The sequence below is a fragment of the Paenibacillus sp. MAHUQ-45 genome (assembly GCF_058133325.1).
In genome coordinates this window covers 1-19,134 of record NZ_JBYUPV010000022.1, presented here as the reverse complement: position 1 = coordinate 19,134, position 19,134 = coordinate 1, and the positions used below count along the sequence as shown (strand labels likewise).

At 49.2% G+C, this 19,134-nt stretch carries 18 protein-coding genes; all 18 read left to right on the top strand.

Annotated elements, in window-relative coordinates; genetic code table 11:
• Positions 1 to 75: 75 nt before the first annotated feature.
• The gene (ftsH, locus tag AC3Y23_RS28095; protein WP_379205396.1) at positions 76 to 2,130 is read left to right on the top strand and encodes an ATP-dependent zinc metalloprotease FtsH; all 2,055 of its coding nucleotides are present in this window, start codon (positions 76 to 78) and stop codon (positions 2,128 to 2,130) included.
• A gap of 230 nt (positions 2,131 to 2,360) precedes the next feature.
• Positions 2,361 to 3,299 (top strand): quinolinate synthase NadA, encoded by a 939-nt coding sequence (gene nadA, locus AC3Y23_RS28090; RefSeq protein ID WP_379205395.1) that lies wholly within the window; start codon positions 2,361 to 2,363, stop codon positions 3,297 to 3,299.
• A 36-nt stretch (positions 3,300 to 3,335) separates the two neighbouring features.
• Positions 3,336 to 4,952 (top strand): L-aspartate oxidase, encoded by a 1,617-nt coding sequence (gene nadB / locus AC3Y23_RS28085; RefSeq protein WP_379205394.1) that lies wholly within the window; start codon positions 3,336 to 3,338, stop codon positions 4,950 to 4,952.
• A complete protein-coding gene (nadC, locus tag AC3Y23_RS28080) occupies positions 4,942 to 5,817 on the top strand; it encodes a carboxylating nicotinate-nucleotide diphosphorylase (RefSeq protein ID WP_379205393.1) in 876 nt (291 codons plus the stop codon). The genes nadB and nadC overlap by 11 nt, the downstream gene beginning before the upstream one ends.
• Positions 5,814 to 6,581 (top strand): type III pantothenate kinase, encoded by a 768-nt coding sequence (locus tag AC3Y23_RS28075; protein ID WP_379205392.1) that lies wholly within the window; start codon positions 5,814 to 5,816, stop codon positions 6,579 to 6,581. Before nadC ends, AC3Y23_RS28075 begins: the two co-directional genes overlap by 4 nt.
• 260 nt (positions 6,582 to 6,841) lie before the next feature.
• The gene (gene hslO, locus AC3Y23_RS28070; protein WP_379205391.1) at positions 6,842 to 7,726 is read left to right on the top strand and encodes an Hsp33 family molecular chaperone HslO; all 885 of its coding nucleotides are present in this window, start codon (positions 6,842 to 6,844) and stop codon (positions 7,724 to 7,726) included.
• Between the two features lie 12 nt (positions 7,727 to 7,738).
• The gene (locus AC3Y23_RS28065) at positions 7,739 to 8,680 is read left to right on the top strand and encodes a peptidylprolyl isomerase (RefSeq protein ID WP_379205390.1); all 942 of its coding nucleotides are present in this window, start codon (positions 7,739 to 7,741) and stop codon (positions 8,678 to 8,680) included.
• Between the two features lie 88 nt (positions 8,681 to 8,768).
• Positions 8,769 to 9,707 carry a cysteine synthase A gene (gene cysK / locus AC3Y23_RS28060; protein ID WP_379205389.1) on the top strand — a complete coding sequence of 313 codons (939 nt, stop codon included), beginning with the start codon at positions 8,769 to 8,771 and terminating at the stop codon, positions 9,705 to 9,707.
• Between the two features lie 525 nt (positions 9,708 to 10,232).
• Entirely contained in the window at positions 10,233 to 11,849 is a 1,617-nt protein-coding gene (locus AC3Y23_RS28055) for an anthranilate synthase component I family protein (RefSeq protein WP_379205388.1), read from the top strand.
• Positions 11,846 to 12,427: an aminodeoxychorismate/anthranilate synthase component II gene (pabA, locus tag AC3Y23_RS28050; protein WP_379205386.1), complete on the top strand. Its 582-nt coding sequence runs from the start codon at positions 11,846 to 11,848 to the stop codon at positions 12,425 to 12,427. The genes AC3Y23_RS28055 and pabA overlap by 4 nt, the downstream gene beginning before the upstream one ends.
• On the top strand, positions 12,424 to 13,305 hold the full coding sequence (pabC, locus tag AC3Y23_RS28045; protein ID WP_379205384.1) for an aminodeoxychorismate lyase: 882 nt from the start codon (positions 12,424 to 12,426) through the stop codon (positions 13,303 to 13,305). Before pabA ends, pabC begins: the two co-directional genes overlap by 4 nt.
• A complete protein-coding gene (gene folP, locus AC3Y23_RS28040; protein ID WP_379205382.1) occupies positions 13,302 to 14,159 on the top strand; it encodes a dihydropteroate synthase in 858 nt (285 codons plus the stop codon). Before pabC ends, folP begins: the two co-directional genes overlap by 4 nt.
• Positions 14,160 to 14,185: 26 nt before the next feature.
• Entirely contained in the window at positions 14,186 to 14,548 is a 363-nt protein-coding gene (gene folB / locus AC3Y23_RS28035) for a dihydroneopterin aldolase (RefSeq protein ID WP_379205380.1), read from the top strand.
• A gap of 11 nt (positions 14,549 to 14,559) precedes the next feature.
• Complete coding sequence (gene folK / locus AC3Y23_RS28030; RefSeq protein WP_379205431.1) at positions 14,560 to 15,108, top strand: 2-amino-4-hydroxy-6-hydroxymethyldihydropteridine diphosphokinase; 549 nt, start codon at positions 14,560 to 14,562, stop codon at positions 15,106 to 15,108.
• Positions 15,060 to 15,266, top strand: coding sequence for a helix-turn-helix domain-containing protein (locus tag AC3Y23_RS28025; RefSeq protein WP_379205377.1), 207 nt, complete (start codon positions 15,060 to 15,062; stop codon positions 15,264 to 15,266). The genes folK and AC3Y23_RS28025 overlap by 49 nt, the downstream gene beginning before the upstream one ends.
• Before the next feature lie 26 nt (positions 15,267 to 15,292).
• Positions 15,293 to 16,315 carry a tRNA dihydrouridine synthase DusB gene (dusB, locus tag AC3Y23_RS28020; RefSeq protein WP_379205375.1) on the top strand — a complete coding sequence of 341 codons (1,023 nt, stop codon included), beginning with the start codon at positions 15,293 to 15,295 and terminating at the stop codon, positions 16,313 to 16,315.
• Between the two features lie 202 nt (positions 16,316 to 16,517).
• The gene (greA, locus tag AC3Y23_RS28015; protein WP_175370191.1) at positions 16,518 to 16,997 is read left to right on the top strand and encodes a transcription elongation factor GreA; all 480 of its coding nucleotides are present in this window, start codon (positions 16,518 to 16,520) and stop codon (positions 16,995 to 16,997) included.
• A gap of 243 nt (positions 16,998 to 17,240) precedes the next feature.
• Positions 17,241 to 18,761: a lysine--tRNA ligase gene (gene lysS / locus AC3Y23_RS28010; RefSeq protein WP_379205372.1), complete on the top strand. Its 1,521-nt coding sequence runs from the start codon at positions 17,241 to 17,243 to the stop codon at positions 18,759 to 18,761.
• The last annotated feature ends 373 nt before the right edge of the window (positions 18,762 to 19,134 follow it).

The following is a 19,134-nucleotide window of genomic DNA, read 5'->3' as shown; positions in this document are numbered from 1 at the left end:
CCAGGACTTCCCTTATTTGAGGTGTCCCGACAGGCTATGGTACAATAACTTGAGTGTTGTGAGAGGAGGTAGGGGATGAATCGGTTCATCCGGAATTCTGGTTTTTATTTGATTTTATTTTTAGTCGTGGTGGGTATTGTCCAGTTTGTAAGCAATGGAAATGAATCCGCCGATTTCCCTAGATATGACCAGTTAAGACAGGAAATCAAGAGCGATAATGTGAAGAGTGTGACGGTTCAGTTTGAAGGCAACGCGTTCCTGGTTACAGGTGAGTATAAAGAGCTGCCAGCAGACAAAAAGTCCAAAAGCTTCTCCACATATATCCCTCCTACAGATTCTGCTCTTAACGAATTGGTTAAGGCCAGTGATGAGCACGGCGTACAATATGAGCAGAAGAAGATGCAAGGCGACAGCATTTGGCTGACATTCCTCTCCTCCATTATCCCGCTGGTTATTATGTTCATCCTGTTCTTCTTCCTGTTCAATCAGGCGCAGGGTGGCGGCGGCAAGGTTATGAATTTCGGCAAGAGCAAAGCCCGGTTATATAATGAAGAGAAGAAGCGTGTTACTTTCGAGGATGTAGCTGGTGCCGATGAGGAGAAACAAGAGCTCGTCGAAGTCGTGGAATTCCTCAAAGATCCGCGCAAATTCGCGGCTGTTGGCGCTCGGATTCCTAAAGGCGTACTGCTTGTAGGTCCTCCGGGAACAGGTAAAACACTACTTGCTCGTGCCGTAGCCGGTGAAGCTGGCGTACCGTTCTTCAGTATCTCCGGTTCCGACTTCGTAGAAATGTTCGTCGGTGTCGGTGCTTCCCGTGTTCGTGACTTGTTCGAAAATGCTAAGAAGAATGCTCCATGTATCATCTTTATCGATGAGATCGACGCAGTCGGACGTCAGCGTGGCGCTGGACTTGGCGGCGGACATGATGAGCGTGAACAAACACTCAACCAGTTGCTCGTTGAAATGGACGGTTTCGGCGGCAACGAAGGTATTATCATTGTAGCGGCAACTAACCGCGCAGACATTCTTGACCCAGCCTTGCTTCGTCCGGGACGTTTTGACCGTCAAATTACGGTTGACCGCCCTGATGTGAAAGGCCGTGAAGCGGTACTGAAAGTTCACTCCCGCAACAAGCCGTTGACGAAGGATGTTAAGCTGGATGTAATCGCCAAGCGTACAACTGGATTCACCGGTGCAGATCTGGAGAACCTTCTGAACGAAGCAGCCTTGCTCGCTGCTCGCCGCAACCGTAAGGACATCTCCATGCGCGAGGTGGATGAAGCGATTGACCGCGTGATCGTGGGTACGGAGAAGCGCAGCCGTGTCATCAGCGACCGCGAGAAACGCATTGTGGCTTACCACGAAGCAGGTCATACCATTGCTGGTTACTTCTTGGAGCATGCCGACATGGTGCATAAGGTAACGATTATCCCGCGCGGACGCGCTGGTGGATATGTCATTATGCTTCCTAAGGAAGACCGGATGCTTGCAACCAAGCAGGAATTGCTTGATAGAGTTACGGGACTCCTTGGTGGCCGTGTTGCCGAAGAAATGTTCATCGGCGAAATCGGTACGGGCGCATACAGTGACTTCCAGCAAGCTACGTCTATTGTTCGCAGCATGATTATGGAGTACGGTATGTCTGATAAGCTGGGACCTCTGCAGTTCGGAACCTCCCAAGGTCAAGTATTCCTGGGTCGTGATATCGGACATGAGCAGAATTATAGTGATTCCATCGCTTATGAGATTGATCAAGAAATGCAGAACTTTATCCGCACGTGCTACGAGCGTTGTAGAGAACTGTTGACCAAGTATTCCAAGGAAATGCACCTTATTGCCAACACTTTGCTTGAGAAGGAAACACTGGAGCTCGATCAGATCAAAGAACTGATCGAGCAGGGTTACCTGTCTGAAGATGGCAAGCCGGAGGAATCTGAAGGGGTTGTCCATGAAGGTGGAGAGCCAGTGATCGATTCTATCGGAGATGTGCGTGTGCGTATTCAAGGCAAGCCTGAGGATACTCAGTCCACAACACCGGATCTGGCCAAGGATATCCCGAACAATCCGGGATCCGAAGGAAACAATGGCTCGGACGACAGTAATAATGGCGGCGGCGGAACACCTTCCTAAGTCGTGATTGGATAACATTCGCAGGGCCTAATCCGGAGAACATTCGTGTTCTCCGGATTTTTTGTGTTAGGATTGTATAAAATCCAATCTCTGTTTCGTATAACGGTTACATTGACAGGGGCTGGAACGTTGTGTACATTAGTGATTAATATTACTTACTTTTTATAGGGTCCAATTTGACATGAACGCGCCGGCCTCAAGCCGCGAAGACATAAGGGGGAGAACAGACCGTGGAAGCTCTGGCGCTGGAGCGCAAGCAGGAACAGAATCGTGAACTTCGTATACGTCTCGAACAGCTTAAGAAAGAACGAAACGCAATCATTTTGGCTCATTACTATCAACGGGATGAAATTCAGGAGGTTGCTGATTTCCGGGGTGACTCGTTTTTGCTAGCTCAAAAGGCAGCGGAGACTGATGCAGAAGTGATCGTGTTCTGTGGTGTGCATTTCATGGGGGAAAGTGCCAAAATTTTGGCGCCTAACAAGACAGTAATCATTCCTGACGAACGCGCCGGTTGCCCCATGGCTGATATGGTCAATGTGGAAGGCCTTCGCAAGCTAAAGGCACAACACCCGAATGCTAAAGTCGTTACTTATATCAATTCGTCGGCTGAAATTAAGGCAGAGACGGATATTTGCTGTACCTCCGCGAATGCGGTGAAGGTTATTGAATCGCTGGACGCCGAAGAAATTATTTGGGTACCGGATAAGAACCTCGGACAATATGTTCAAGACCAAACCGGCAAGAAGCTGATCATTTGGGAAGGCTACTGCAACACCCACGACATGTTGACCGTCAAGGATGTAGTGGAGATGAAAGCCAAGTACCCTGATGCGGAGTTCGTGGTCCACCCGGAATGTCGCCCTGAAGTTGTAGCCATGGGGGATTATGTCGGTAGCACCACCTCGATTCTGGAATACTGCCGCAAGTCGGATCGCAAGCAGTTTATTGTCGGCACTGAAGATGGTACCGGATATCAGCTTCGCAAGGATAGCCCGGATAAAGAGTTCCATTTTGCCACAAAATTTCTCGTGTGCCCTAATATGAAGGTGAATAATCTCAAAAAATTGGTGAAGGCCCTGGAAACGATGAAACCGCAAATTTACGTTCCACCCGCTATCGCCGACAAAGCCAGAACTTCCTTAGAGCGCATGCTACTAGTCAAGTAGCATGCGCTACTCTTTCGTTGAAACAGGTGAGCGGTCATGATTCCACAATATTTGGTTGATTTTGATCTCCGGGATATTCCGACTGTAAAAACGGATTGCATCGTCATAGGCTCCGGGATTGCCGGATTATTCACAGCAATTAAAGCCGGTGAAGACCGGCGTGTCATTGTGATTACTAAGAAATCGCTGATGGAGAGTAATACCCGCTATGCACAGGGGGGGATTGCTGCAGTTATTTCAGAAGATGATTCCCCGGCCTACCATCGCCAAGACACGCTAATGGCGGGAGTAGGCCTCTGCTCTTCTGCTGCTGTGGATGCCCTCGTCAATGAGGGGCCAGAGGGTGTGCATGAGTTGATTCGACTGGGTACATTATTCGATAAGGAAGATGGTGTTCTGGCGCTGACCCAGGAAGGGGCGCACAGCCACCGTCGCATTCTTCATGCCAACGGCGATGCTACTGGTTATGAGATTGTAAGGGCTTTGGGCCAGCAAGTGGCGGAGCATAACAATATTGAGGTATGGGATGATCATTATGTCATAGATCTCATTACTGAGGGCGGAGAATGTGTTGGCGTACTGTTGCAGCAGCCAGATGGCGGAAAGTTATTTCTGCAGGGAGACGCAACAATACTGTGTTCCGGCGGGGGCGGCCAGTTATTCCGTTATACGACCAACCCTGAGGTTGCTACCGGTGACGGTGTAGCGATTGCATATCGGGCAGGCGCGCACATTCGAGATATGGAATTCATCCAGTTTCATCCTACAGCGCTTAGTTATCCAGGTGCTCCTCGCTTCCTGATCTCTGAAGCGGTGCGTGGGGAAGGTGCGGTACTGCGTAATATCAACGGTGAGCGTTTCATGGAACGGTATCATGAATTGCTAGAGCTGGCACCACGCGATATTGTTGCCCGGGCGATTGTAAGTGAGATGGAGTTAACTAAATCGACTTTTGTCTATTTGGATATTACCCATGAATCGCCAGAGAAGGTGAAGCATCGTTTTCCGACCATATATGAGACTTGCATGAGCTACGGACTGGATATTACCTCAGATTGGATTCCGGTGGCTCCGGCTGCGCATTATATGATGGGGGGCATTAAGACCGATCTGAACGGGGAAAGTAATATTTCCCGCCTGTTTGCCTGTGGTGAAGTGTCCTCTACAGGTGTGCATGGAGCGAATCGCCTGGCGAGCAATTCTTTGTCCGAAGCAGTTGTATTCGGCCAGCGGATTATTGACAGGATTCACGAGCTGCCACCTTTGGGGCGTGATGTGAATGCCGTTAGTATCCAGGAAGGGCGTACAGAAGCATCTACTCAGGCTATCGTGGAACGTCGTTTGAAGCTGCAGAAGGTGATGGTTCGCTATGTCGGGCTGCGGCGTAATGAGGAGATGCTATCTAAGGGGTTGGAAGAGCTGAAGCGGCAGGTGCCGATCTTTGGGGCATCACTATCTAAGCGTGAGGAATACGAGTTCGCCAACATGCTGACCTGCTGCTTGCTGATCACGGAGTCGGCGCTTGCCCGGCAGGAAAGCCGCGGAGCGCATTACCGTGAGGATTATCCGCAGCGTAATGATGAGGAGTGGCGCAAACACCTGCTCCAGACTCGTGAGCTGGGAATAGTGGAGGAATTAAGCGATGATGTTTAACGGATATAATGAAGAACTGGTACAGTCCATCAAGTCATGGCTGCGTGAAGATGTGGGTTCGGGTGATATTACTACTCAGACTACAATTCCTGTCGGTCATGAATCGAAGGGTATAATACATGCCAAGGAGAGCGGCATCATTTGTGGCTTGCCTGTGGCGGAACTGGTATTCGAGGTCGTAGACCCGTCACTGACGTTTACTACCCATGTTCAGGAGGGTCAAAGGCTAGAGAAGGGCGCTGTAATCGCCGAGGTAGAGGGTAGCACACACGCTATCCTGACCGGTGAACGACTCGCGCTTAACTTGATGCAGCGGTTATCGGGAGTGGCTACACGCACGTCTTCTTTTGTACAGGAGCTTGAAGGCCTGCCAACCCGCCTTGTCGATACTCGTAAGACCACTCCGGGCCACCGGATGCTGGAGAAATACGCAGTCCGTGTAGGCGGAGGAGCGAACCACCGTTTTGGGTTGTATGATGCGGTGATGATTAAAGACAACCATATTAAAGGTGCTGGCGGAATCCGGCAGGCAGTCAGTCGTGCAAGAAATAATATTCCGCATACGATGACCATCGAGGTCGAGACAGAGAACCTGGAGCAGGTGGAAGAAGCACTGGCGGCTGGCGCCGATATCATTATGCTGGATAACATGTCTACAGACATGATGAAGGAAGCCGTAGCCAGAATTAAAGCGAAAGCACCGCATGTGAGAACTGAAGCCTCCGGCAATGTGTCACTAGAGACAGTACGGGCAATGGCCGAGACGGGTGTTGACGTAATTTCGGTTGGTCGCTTAACGTACTCTTTTTCCTCGCTGGATATCAGCCTGGACCTTAACGCCAAGAAGGAGGGTCCTGTCTCATGATGCTGGCAGTTGATATCGGTAATACTAATATTGTTCTCGGTATATATAAAAAGCGCGAGCTACTGCATCACTTTCGGCTGAGCACTGCTCGTCAATCAACGGTGGACGAATATGGTGTACTGATACACAATTTGTTTCAAATGTCGAATATCTCGGTCAAGGATGTAGAGGGCGTCATTATATCCTCTGTAGTGCCTCCGCTGGTTCAGACAATCGTTGATATGTGTGTAAAATATATCGGTAAAGACCCCCTGCTGGTGGGACCGGGAATTAAGACAGGACTTAATCTACGGTATGAGAACCCCCGTGAAGTAGGCGCAGACCGGATTGTGAATGCTGTTGCAGCTATTGAACAATACAAATGTCCGCTCGTGGTTGTCGATTTCGGGACTGCGACCACATTTGATTGCATCGATGGAGATGCCAATTATCTTGGCGGAGCCATTGTCCCTGGCCTTGGCATCTCTACTGAAGCGCTGTATCAGCGAGCTTCCAAGCTGCCGCGCATCGAACTGGAGAAGCCGAAAAAAGTGATTGGACGCAATACGGTTCATGCCATGCAGGCCGGAATCATTTTTGGTTATGCGGGTCAGGTTGAAGGGATTGTAAAACGTATCAAAATCGAAATGAATGCGCCGGAATTAAAGGTCATTGCAACGGGTGGGCTGGCCCCGCTTATCGCTGGAGAGACGGAGTGCATCGACGAGATTAATCCGTTGCTCACGCTTGAAGGCCTGCGTATTGTTTACGAACGTAATAAATAAGATTGCCCAGAGAGGCTATATAGACGAACAAAAGAAAGCAACAAAAGCGAGAAGGAACGAAGGGGAAGTTTGGAACTGTAGGAGCGTAGCGCTCGCCTTTGTCGCCAGATTTCAACCGCTAGAAGCGGTTTAATCGAGGAAATCTGGGGACAACAGCGACCGGAAGTCCAAACATTCACCGTAGTGACGACTGAGCCTTACGTTCGAATCTAAAGTTTGTTTATATAGTCAGAATAAATGATAGGAGGAGTATGCACCCAATGGAAAATAAAAAGGATCGGCTTGTCCGGGGAACGGCTTTTAACGGGAAAGTAAGAGCATTTGCGGTCCGTACGACAGAATTGGTCGAAGAGCTGCGACGTAGACATGATACATTTCCGGTGGCTACAGCCGCTCTGGGGCGCACCGTTACTGCTGCGGCCATGATGGGAGCCATGCTCAAGGGCCAGGAGAGACTTAATATCAATGTTAAAGGTAATGGGCCAATCGGTCGGGTATTGGCAGAGTCCAACGCACTGGGAGAAGTTCGAGGATATGTGCACAATCCTCACGTCCATCTGCCGAGCAACAGTTTAGGCAAACTCGATGTGGCGGGTGCTGTCGGCACTGAAGGATTCATTGAGGTCATCAAAGATTTGGGATTGAAAGAGCCATACGTTGGCAGTGTGCCGATTATCTCCGGAGAACTTGGTGATGACTTTACTTATTACTTCGCGGTTTCCGAGCAAACACCAGCGGCTGTAGGCTTGGGCGTATTAGTAGATACGGATAACTCAGTCATTGTGGCCGGAGGTTTCATCATTCAACTGCTTCCAGGTCTTACGGATGCCGAAATCACGGAGATTGAGCAAAAGCTAGGGGCTACACCTTCCGTTACCTCCCTGCTGGAACAGGGTTTGGAACCAGAGGAAATGATGCGTTGGCTTTTGCCTGATGCTGTGGTGCTGGATGAACTGGATATTCATTTTGCCTGCCAGTGTTCACGTGAACGGGTGGAGCAGACCCTGATCAGTCTGGGACAGCATGAACTGGAGCGTCTGATTGAAGAGGATGAGCAGGCTGAAGTAGTATGCCATTTCTGTAACGAAGCTTATCAATTTAACAAAGAAGAAATGCAGGCGATCCTGGATCAAGCGACATCGTAGGGCCGGCAGATAATGACAAGACAGGAACGCGCTTTGCGCAATGCCGTTGTTCTATTAGCTGCTGCGACCTTGGTATGCGGAGGGCTGCTAATCTGGAGTCTGCGTGCCATGGCCGTTCTTGAGGGAAACGAAGCGGATTCGGAATCGCCAGATGTTGCTGCGGCGGGTGGACAAGAGATCACCGAACAGCAATGGATTGCTGAGTTAAAAAAGAAACACGGCGACGAAGTGTTATTGGAAATGATTAATCACATCGTTGTCGGCAAAGAAGCGCAGACCCTGGGAATCCGGGTGACCGATACGGAAGTTAAGCGGGAACTGGAGCGCATCATAGCCGGTTATCCATCTGAAGAACAGTACTATGCTCAAATGCAATCTGAGCTGGGACTATCTCGGAATGAGGTGCTTGAAGAGACAGTGTACCGGCTGACGCTTCAGGCCGTAGCCACCGTTGGAATATCCATTAAGGATTCCGACGTTGACAGTTATCTGGAACAGAACGAAGATCGCTATCGTCCCAAGAAGGAAATGCAACTCTCTATGATTGAAGTGTCGACCTATAAGAAGGCACAGCGGGTCATGGACCGTTTGGAGAAGGGTGATGACTTCGCCGTTTTGGCGAAGGATTTGTCTATTAACGAAGAGAGCCGCTCGCGAGGCGGAAATCTGGGAACCGTAGAGGAAGATGATCCTTTCTGGCCGAAGGAACTGCTGAGTACAGCGGCAGGACTGGATATCGGGGACATTGCCGGTCCGCTTCAGACGGATGCGGGGTATGCTGTAATCCGGTTGGAACATAAAATTGAACGCCCGGTACCCGATACAGAAGAGATACGGTCACAAGTTCGTCAGGAACTGGCTTTAGAGCAGGCGCCACCCCTACAGCAGGTGGAAAGCGATCTGCGCATCAAATATGAAACTTTAATAAATATTGACAATAGTCTGGAACATTGATAATATGAGATTATTGAAAACCTACTGATTTAGTCGGAAATAATTCATTGTACTAATATTCATTTACATTCCAAGGAGGTTTTTGCTCATGGCTAAAGTCGTCAACAATGTTACAGAACTTATCGGAGGAACTCCACTAGTTCGTCTGAACCGCATTGTACCAGAAGGAGCAGCTGAGATCTATGTGAAGCTGGAATATCAGAACCCGGGCTCTAGTGTAAAGGACCGCATTGCAATCAGCATTGTGGAAGAGGCTGAGAAGGAAGGCCGTCTGAAACCGGGTGACACCATTGTGGAGGCGACCAGCGGTAACACTGGTATCGGTCTGGCTCTTGTGGCTGCTGCCAAAGGGTACAAGGTTGTTATTGTGATGCCTGAAACCATGAGCTTGGAGCGTCGGAACCTGCTGCGTGCTTACGGAGCGGAACTGGTGCTGACTCCGGGAGCAGAAGGTATGAATGGTGCGGTTAAGAAGGCAGAAGAGATTCTGGCTGAGAACCCAAGCTATTTTATTGCTGAGCAATTCAAGAACAAAGCAAATGTGAAGATTCACCGTGAAACTACAGGACCTGAGATCGTGGAAGCGATCGAGTCTATCGGTGGACCGCTGGATGCATTTGTTGCAGGGATTGGAACTGGCGGTACCATCACTGGTGCTGGCGAAGTTCTGAAGAGCCAATATCCAGGTGTGAAAGTTTACGCGGTAGAACCTGCAGCTTCCCCTATTCTGGCTGGCGGCAAACCAGGTCCACACAAGATCCAAGGGATCGGTGCGAACTTCATTCCTGAAATCCTCAACCAGGATGTATATGATGAAATCATTCATGTTGAGAATGAAGAAGCCTTCGAAACTGCACGTCGTGTAGCGAAGGAAGAAGGCATTCTGTCCGGTATTTCTTCCGGTGCAGCGGTATTTGCTGCGATCAAGGTCGCTAAAGAACTGGGTCCTGGTAAAAAAGTAGTTGCTGTGATCCCAAGTAACGGCGAACGTTACCTGAGCACACCGCTCTATAACTTCGAAGTTTAATTAGCTGCGTCTGTGCGGACGCTTCAGAGCCTTCGTCCCACCATTTGGTGGTGGCGAAGGCTTTTTAACGTTTTAATACGATTATTATCTGGTCATTTATGCCACGCACTAATTAATTTCTCGTATATAGCATGCATTTGGTAGAGTTATTTTGCTGTGTGGTCTTTTCAAAAGGGCCGAATGTACAGTATACTGACAGGCAATATACCGATAATTAATAATGATTATAAGAAGTAATGCTCACAAAACTTAAGTAGATGCTTACGAAGTAAGTTTTGTTACGTAGAAAGTTCAATGGAGTAATGCTCACAAAACTTAAGTAGATGCTTACGAAGCGAGTTTTGTTACGTAGTGAAATCAAAGAAGCGAAGCTTCACAAAACTAAGAGGATGCTTACGAAGTAAGTTTTGTTACGTAGAAATTTCAGTAAAGTAAAGCTTCACAAAACTTAAGTAGATGCTTACGAAGCAAGTTTTGTTGCGTAGTGAAATCAAAGAAGCGAAGCTTCACAAAACTTTTAGGAGGATGGCTTTGGAGATCTTAACGACACGGCAGTGGTGGGAGCAGTGGGCGAATGAAGGCTGGAGCACCCTGCCATTACTTATACAATCACAACAACAGTCCGGTGGTTTGCCTGCCTCTTGGAAGGCTGCATGGGAATTGGCATCTCCATATTCTGTCCTGCTGGAAAGCGGTAAAGGTGGCAGGTACACCTATCTCGGTCTCAAGCCTGCTTCCGTACTGAAAGGAAAAGGCGATTCCGCCGAAGTGATCGACCCTTTGGCTGGGAATGCCGATTCCGGATCGGATGGCTCGGCGCGACCAGCGGCAGGCTCTCTGGAAGGTCAGCCACTGGAGGTGCTGCAGTCCTGGATGTCAGGCTACACCTCCCCGCGCCTGCCTCTTGAGGAGATTCCACCGTTTTTAGGCGGCTGCCTCGGGTTTCTGGGCTATGATGTCGTTCGTTCGCTGGAACGTCTGCCGTCCTTGGCAGAAGACGATCCCGGGTTCCCCGATTACCTCTTCATGAGAATGGAAGAAGTATGGATTTATGACCATGAAACGGACATGCTCTATTGTGCAGTGCATGTGCCGCTGGCAAAGAAGGATTCGGCCCCGTCAGAAGAATTGGAGCGGCTATATAATGCTGCGCTAGGCCGTGTGGAGGTAATGCTGGCTCAGTGGGCAATGATCACATCGGCAGTGGGATTAATCGATAACAGCGCCGAAGTAGCCAAAATCTATGCCGGTGCCACCGGAGAATGGCCGGGCATGTCTTCGGCCTTTACCAATGAGCAGTTTCAGCAGGCTGTGCTGGACGTTCAGGAATACATCCGCAAGGGCGATGTATTCCAGGTGAACCTGTCGCTGCGTCAGGAAGCAGCGCTGAAATCGCAGCCAGAGGATGTCTACGAGTGGCTGCGCAGACTTAACCCGTCCCCATACATGGGGCTGCTGCGCTCGCCTGGCTTCGCGCTATCCAGCGCTTCGCCGGAGTTGCTTGTCAAGCTGCATGGGGACAACGTTAGCGCACGCCCCATCGCCGGCACCCGGCGGCGTGGGCTGACTCCCGCTGAAGATACCGCCATGGAGGCGGAGCTGCGCGGGAGCGAGAAAGAACGCGCCGAGCACATCATGCTCGTCGATCTGGAACGCAACGACATCGGGCGTGTCGCTGCCTACGGCTCGGTCCATGTGCCCGAGCTGATGACTGTGGAGCGTTACTCCCATGTCATGCACCTGGTCTCGCAGGTGGAAGGTACGATCGCTCCAGGCAAGGATGCCTATGATGTCATCGCCGCCCTCTTCCCGGGTGGTACGATCACTGGCGCCCCCAAGGTGCGCACCATGGAGATCATCGAGGAGTTAGAGCCGGTCCGGCGTGGCCCATATACTGGGTCTATGGGCTGGATTGACTATAACGGCAATATGGAATTAAATATTATTATACGTACACTAGCTGTGCAGAATGGTATCGGATACATTCAGACGGGCGCGGGAATTGTGATCGACTCTGATCCGTACCGTGAATACCGGGAATGTCACAATAAAGCCAAAGCGATAGTCACGGCGGTTCTTTGCAGTGAACACACGCAAGAATTGCAGGCTTCCGGCGGCGCCGAAGGGGGAGCAATATTATGATCTTGGTCATCGACAATTATGATTCCTTTACGTATAACCTGGTACAGTATTTAGGAGAACTGGGCGAAGAGGTGAAGGTATCCCGCAACGACGAGATTAGCATTGAGGAGATTGAAAAGCTGGCTCCAGACCATATTCTGATTTCCCCGGGACCTTGTACTCCAAATGAGGCAGGGATCAGCCTGGAGGTGTTGCAGCATTTCAAGGGGATCATTCCGATTTTCGGAGTGTGTCTGGGTCATCAGGCGATCGGGCAAGCCTTCGGAGGCAATGTCATCCGTGCTGAACGTCTAATGCATGGCAAGACCTCCCCGATTCACCATCACGGGACCTCGGTGTTTGAAGGATTGGAATCGCCCTTCACAGCAACACGTTATCACTCGTTGATCGTAGAGCGGGAGACTCTGCCGGATTGTCTGGAGATTACTGCTGAGACTGAAGAAGGCGAGATCATGGCCCTGCGTCATAAAGAGTATCCAATTGAAGGTGTCCAATTCCATCCAGAATCCATTATTACGGATCATGGTCACACCATGCTGCGCAATTTCCTGAAACGGAGAGCCGGACAATCGGCATGAAATATATAGGGATCAATGACGGCGTATTCGACGCCAAGGAAGCCGTGGTTTCTGTTCTGGATCACGGCTTTTTGTACGGCATAGGGTTGTTCGAGACCTTTCGTACCTATGACGGAGTCCCTTTCCTGCTGGATCGTCACTTAAAGCGGTTGGCGGCGGGGTGCAAGGAGCTTGGCATTCCTTTTGAACAGGAAGAAGGGCGCCTATTGCATTGGATTAAGCGAGTAATGGACAAGAACGGTTTGCAGGAGGCCTATATTCGCTATACAGTAACTGCTGGTGAGGATATTCTGGGGTTGCCCGCGGGAGACTACAGCCAGCCTAATCACCTGCTGTATATCAAGGAATTGCCTAAACGGTCAAATAAGCTCTATACCGCAGGCAAGCCACTGCAATTATTGTCTCACCGCCGGAATACACCGGAGGGGACGCAGCGCTTCAAGTCTTTGCACTATATGAATAATATATTGGCCAAGCGTGAGCTTTCGAAATATGCCTCTTCCACTGAAGGGGCCGAAGGCCTGATGCTTACGGCTGATGGGCACCTGTCTGAGGGGATAGTCAGCAATGTGTTTTTTGTTCATCATAATGTGCTATATACGCCTTCACTCTCTACAGGCATTCTTCCAGGCATTACCCGGGAAATGGTATTGGAACTGGCTTCGAGTGCTGGATTGAGAATTGAGGAAGGACAATATGAATGGGAGCGCCTAAGGACTGCGGACGAGGTCTTTCTGACCAACTCCGTGCAGGAGCTTGTCCCAGTCACTACATTGTGGGAACAAGATGAGCGTTACATCGTTGGCGACGGAAGCTGTGGCGAGATTACTGGACAATTGATCCATTTATACAGGGAAAGAACGGGGGCGAGACAATGAAACCTGTAATTTACAAGCGAACCTACCGTTGTGGCGATACGGAACTGACTTTGGGGCAGCGGACACTGGTCATGGGGATTCTCAATATCACCCCGGATTCTTTCTCCGATGGCGGACTGTGGAATGAGCCGGAGAAGGCGGTTGAGCATGCGTTACGGATGGCTGCTGACGGCGCAGACATTATCGATATTGGTGGAGAGTCAACACGCCCCGGCCATCAGCCGGTTAGTCTGGAAGAAGAGTTGGAGCGGGTCCTCCCGGTTATTGAGAGCATCCATCGTGCGGCGCCCCATCTGCCTTTATCGATAGATACCTATAAGGCTGAAGTGGCCCGTCAGGCACTCCTGGCAGGTGCGCACATCATTAATGATGTATGGGGAGGCAAAGCTGATCCAGCGATGGTGAGTGTAGCCGCAGAGGCAGACTGCCCGATAATTTTGATGCATAACCGTCATGATCGTAATTACACTAACTTCATCACGGATATGTCTGAGGATTTAAAAGAGGTTGTACAGCTCGCTATTCATGCAGGGGTGAAACCGGAACGAATCATTCTCGATCCCGGAATCGGTTTTGCAAAGGATCATGATGAGAACCTGAAAGCAATGATGTCACTAGATACACTGGCCGGACTAGGGTACCCGTTGCTGCTGGGTACTTCGCGCAAAAAATTCATCCGCACCGTGTTAGATCTGCCACCTGATGATGTTTTGGAGGGAACTGCTGCTACGGTAGCTTTTGGAATAGCTCAAGGTTGTCAGTTTGTACGGGTGCATGATGTGTCTCTTATCAAACGTACAGTGAAGATGTGCGATGCCATGCTATATGCTGCACCACCCGTGGTGCAGGAATAATTGATATTTGGAAAGGCGGCTCTCAGATGGATAAAATGAAATTACATCGAATGGAGTACTATGGGTACCACGGAGTTTTCGAGGAAGAACGTAAGTTAGGTCAACGATATTACATTGATCTGGAGTTCGATATTGACCTACAAAATGCAGGTCTAAATGACGATCTCACACAAACAGTGAATTATGCCGAAGTGCATGATTTAGTTAAAAATATTGTCGAAACCAAGTCCTTCAAGCTGATTGAGGCTTTGGGTGAATGTATTGCATCGCATGTACTGGACACTTATACTATTATCAATGCGGTAACGGTCAAAGTTACCAAGCCGCATCCGCCGTTCGACATTCATTTTCAGGGAGTGACCGTAGAGCTGCGCAGAACTAGAAAGTGAGAGTCGAACCAATGAATAACCATTCCACCTCTGAGGAATCAGAGGCTTATATTGCTTTAGGGGCTAATTTGGGTGACCGCGAGGGAACCTTGAAAGAAGCCTTACATCGGCTGGACAGTCATGATGGAATTGAAGTCATTCGTTGTTCAGGCGTGTATGAGACAGAGCCTGTCGGTTATCTCGATCAGCCGCAGTTTTTGAATATGGCAGCTACGCTGCGCACTACCCTTGCTCCGGAGATGTTACTAGACGTCATGTTGGAGATTGAGAATCAACTTGGACGTATCCGCGATATCCTTAATGGTCCGAGAACGGTAGATCTCGATTTGTTGTGGGTAGAAGGACAGACCCTCGATACTCCGAAGCTAACGCTACCCCATCCTCGTATGCTGGAGCGCGCGTTTGTGCTATTTCCATTGAATGACATCGTTCCAGAGCAAGAAGCCTCCGGACTCCGTGCCAGGGTCACAGAAGCGCTCCAAGATGTAGACGGAAAGGAAGGAATTCGGCTGTGGACAACAAGCGTATGGGAAGGCGGGTCAGGGCATTCCGTAAGCTGAAGGGTTATACTCAACAGGAATTAGCCGATAGTACGGGAATATCCTTGGCTGTGCTTGGCGCAGTCGAGCGTGGGAATAGACGATTAGAAGATCAAATTTTAAATAAAATTGCTGATGTTTTAGAGGTCACAGTTCAAGAATTGTCTGACCCTTCGTAACTCCATAGAAGGAAGGAGTGAAAGAAATGTTGAAGATTGGCGGCATCGAGATGAAGAACCAAGTTGTTCTGGCACCGATGGCCGGCGTATGTAACCCTGCTTTTCGTCTGATTGCCAAGGAATTTGGTACGGGACTGGTGTGTGCGGAGATGGTTAGTGATAAGGCGATCATCCACGGCAATAAGCGGACGCGTGAAATGCTGTTCGTAGACGAGCGCGAGAAACCGCTGAGTCTGCAGATTGTTGGTGGTGACCGTACTTCACTGGTGGAAGCGGCTAAAGTGGTGGACAAGGAAACCAATGCCGATATTATCGACATTAACATGGGCTGTCCTGTTCCGAAAGTAACCAAGTGTGATGCAGGTGCTCGTTGGCTGCTGAACCCGGATAAAATCTACGAGATGGTATCCGCGGTTGTAGAGGTCGTGGAGAAGCCGGTTACAGTTAAAATGCGGATCGGCTGGGATAGCGAGCATATTTTTGTCGAAGAAAATGCGCGTGCCGTGGAACGGGCTGGAGGTCAAGCAGTTAGCGTGCATGGTCGCACTCGGGAACAGCTCTATACTGGACGTGCAGACTGGAACTATATCAAAATGGCCAAAGAAGCTGTGTCAATTCCCGTAATCGGTAACGGTGACGTAAACACGCCGGAGGATGCCCGGGCTATGCTGGATCAAACCGGATGTGATGGTGTTATGATCGGCCGCGGAGCGCTAGGTAATCCATGGATGCTCTATCGTACTATTCAGTATTTGAGTACCGGTGAGCTGATGTCTGAGCCAGGACCAGAAGAGAAGATCAAAGTAGCTATTCTGCATATGGACCGTCTGATCGCTCTCAAAGGTGAGGCTGTAGCTGTACGTGAAATGCGTAAGCATCTTGCCTGGTACTTGAAGGGTTTGAAGGCTGCTGCACGGGTGAAGGATGTCATTATGGAAGAGACGAAACGCGATGAAATGGTGAAGATTTTGAATGATTTTGTCGATCGGTTGCAATATGAGGGAGATAACAGCGGCCCGGGCACGGAAGTGACTCTTTCCGCAGTGTAACCGCTCTTCCGCGAGCATGATTTGAATACCCACAACATTATATGTGCCATCATTGACATTTTGTAGCGGTTCCAATATAATTTCTCAGTATAAAATCGCCGTTACAGTTAGATCAATGCAGCAAGGAGGGTTCTTAACCCTTCAGATTCGCATATAGTTATGGTGTTTTCAATAAATGTATACGACAGGAGAATCGGTTGAGATGAGCGATAAAGAAGTCATCCTTACCCCGGACGGACTGAAGCGTCTGGAAGAAGAGCTAGAGAACCTCAAATCCGTGAAACGCCGCGAAGTGGCCGAACGGATCAAAGTGGCCATTGGCTACGGAGATATCAGCGAGAACTCGGAGTACGAAGACGCGAAGAACGAGCAGGCCTTTATCGAAGGACGTATCATCACTTTGGAGAAAATGCTTCGCAACGCGCGTATTATCAATAGCGACGAGATCGTTACAGATGTTGTAAGCATTGGCGTTACCGTAAGTGTAGAGGATATGGAGTATGGTGATGTAATGGAATATACAATCGTCGGCACGGCTGAATCCGATCCGCTCAATAACAAGATTTCTAACGAAAGCCCTGTGGGCAAAGCCATCATCGGCAAGAAGCAAGGCACTATTGTGGATGTAAGTGTACCTGCAGGCGTTATTCAATATAAAATTCTTGATATCCGAATGAAGTAAGCACGGACGCTTGCCGTCTGACATAGCATTGCTGTGGCACACACTGGTTTGGCTGAACCGGGCTGCAGACGCGGGGACATGTTTGGGAAAGCTTCCTTAGGGAAGCTTTTTTCAACATTAACCGGCAATATAGAACCACATATGGTTTCCTAAGCTGGAACGGGACTGTCCTCACAAGGCTGAAGGGCGGCGCCGTTTCTTCTTGCGTATATGACATTAATGAGTTTAGAGGGGATGAAAGGCATGACTGAAGAATTGCACAACGATGAGATTCAGGAGAATGAGCTTAGCGAGCTGTTGCAGATCCGCCGGGCCAAATTGGACGAGCTACGGGGACTGGGAATCGATCCTTTCGGTAAAAAGTACGAGCGTAACGCCAATGCAGGTGATCTGCTGAAAGAGTACGATAGCTTTACACAGGAAGAGCTTGAGGAGAAGGATGTCCAAGTCAGTGTAGCTGGTCGTATTATGGGTAAACGCAAGATGGGGAAAGCTAGCTTTGCTCATATTCAGGATCTTTCCGGCAAAATCCAGATCTATGTTCGTCAGGATAGTATTCCTGAGGCTCAATATGCAGCATTCAATATTCTGGATCTCGGCGACATTATTGGTATAAAAGGTACCGTGTTCAAGACTAAAACAGGCGAGACCTCTATTAAGGTGAAGGACCTTGAAGTCTTATCGAAGTCCCTGTTGCCATTACCTGAGAAATATCATGGTCTGAAAGATGTAGAACTGCGCTACCGCCAGCGTTATGTCGACCTGATCATTAACCCGGAAGTTCAACAGACTTTCATTGCCCGTTCTAAAATCATTCAATCTATGCGTCGTTATCTCGATTCGCTCGGATATCTTGAAGTCGAAACGCCGACACTTCATGCTATTGCTGGTGGTGCCGCTGCTCGTCCTTTCATTACTCACCATAATACGCTCGACATGCAGCTTTACATGCGGATCGCTATTGAACTGCATCTGAAGCGCCTAATTGTCGGTGGTTTGGAAAAAGTATATGAGATTGGCCGTGTATACCGTAACGAAGGTATCTCTACGCGTCACAACCCGGAATTCACGATGATTGAGCTGTACGAAGCATATGCGGACTACAAGGATATTATGAACCTGACGGAGAACCTGATTGCTCATATCGCACAAGAGGTACTTGGTACTCAGAAGGTTAACTACCAAGGGCAAGAAGTAGATCTGTCCCCTGGCTGGCGCCGTGTCTCCATGGTGGACGCTGTTAAAGAAGTTACTGGTGTTGACTTTGGTGTGCAAATGACTGACGAGGAAGCTCAACAATTGGCCAAGGAGCACCGTGTGCCTGTTGAGAAGCATATGACCTTCGGACATATCCTTAATGCGTTCTTTGAGCAATTTGTAGAAGAAACGCTAATTCAGCCTACTTTTGTTATGGGGCATCCAGTAGAGATTTCTCCTCTGGCGAAGAAAAATGATGTCGATCCGCGCTTTACGGATCGGTTTGAGTTGTTCATCGTTGCTCGTGAGCATGCCAATGCTTTCAGCGAGCTGAATGATCCGATTGATCAGCGCCAGCGGTTTGAAGCGCAGCTTCAAGAGAAGGAGCAAGGCAATGACGAGGCGCATGAGATGGATGATGACTTCATCCGTGCGTTGGAGCACGGAATGCCGCCTACCGGTGGACTGGGCATTGGTGTAGACCGTCTGATTATGCTTCTGACCGATTCTGCATCCATTCGTGATGTGTTGTTGTTCCCACATATGCGTAACCGTACTGCGGAGTAAGTGCAGTTTTAGTAATAGGTATAGCAACAAGAGCCAAGAGGACCTCTAAAGAGGGTTCTTCTTGGCTTTTGTTCTAATGAATCAATTTAATTTAAAAAAAGACTTGCAATGAGTTGCTATACATGGTATATTCTAATTCCGGCCAAGAAATAACAATGCCGAGCTCGAAAATGAAGTTCGAAAAAAGAAATTCAAAAAAGAGCTTGACATTAAAACGCCGGACATGATATAGTATAAGAGTTGCTGCTGAGACATTGGGCGGACAACGAGAACAGCTTGATCTTTGAAAACTGAACAACGAGTGAGTATCGAATTCACGCAAGTGAGTTCACAAATGAGAATTTAATTCTCGTCAGATGTTTCAAAATGAGCA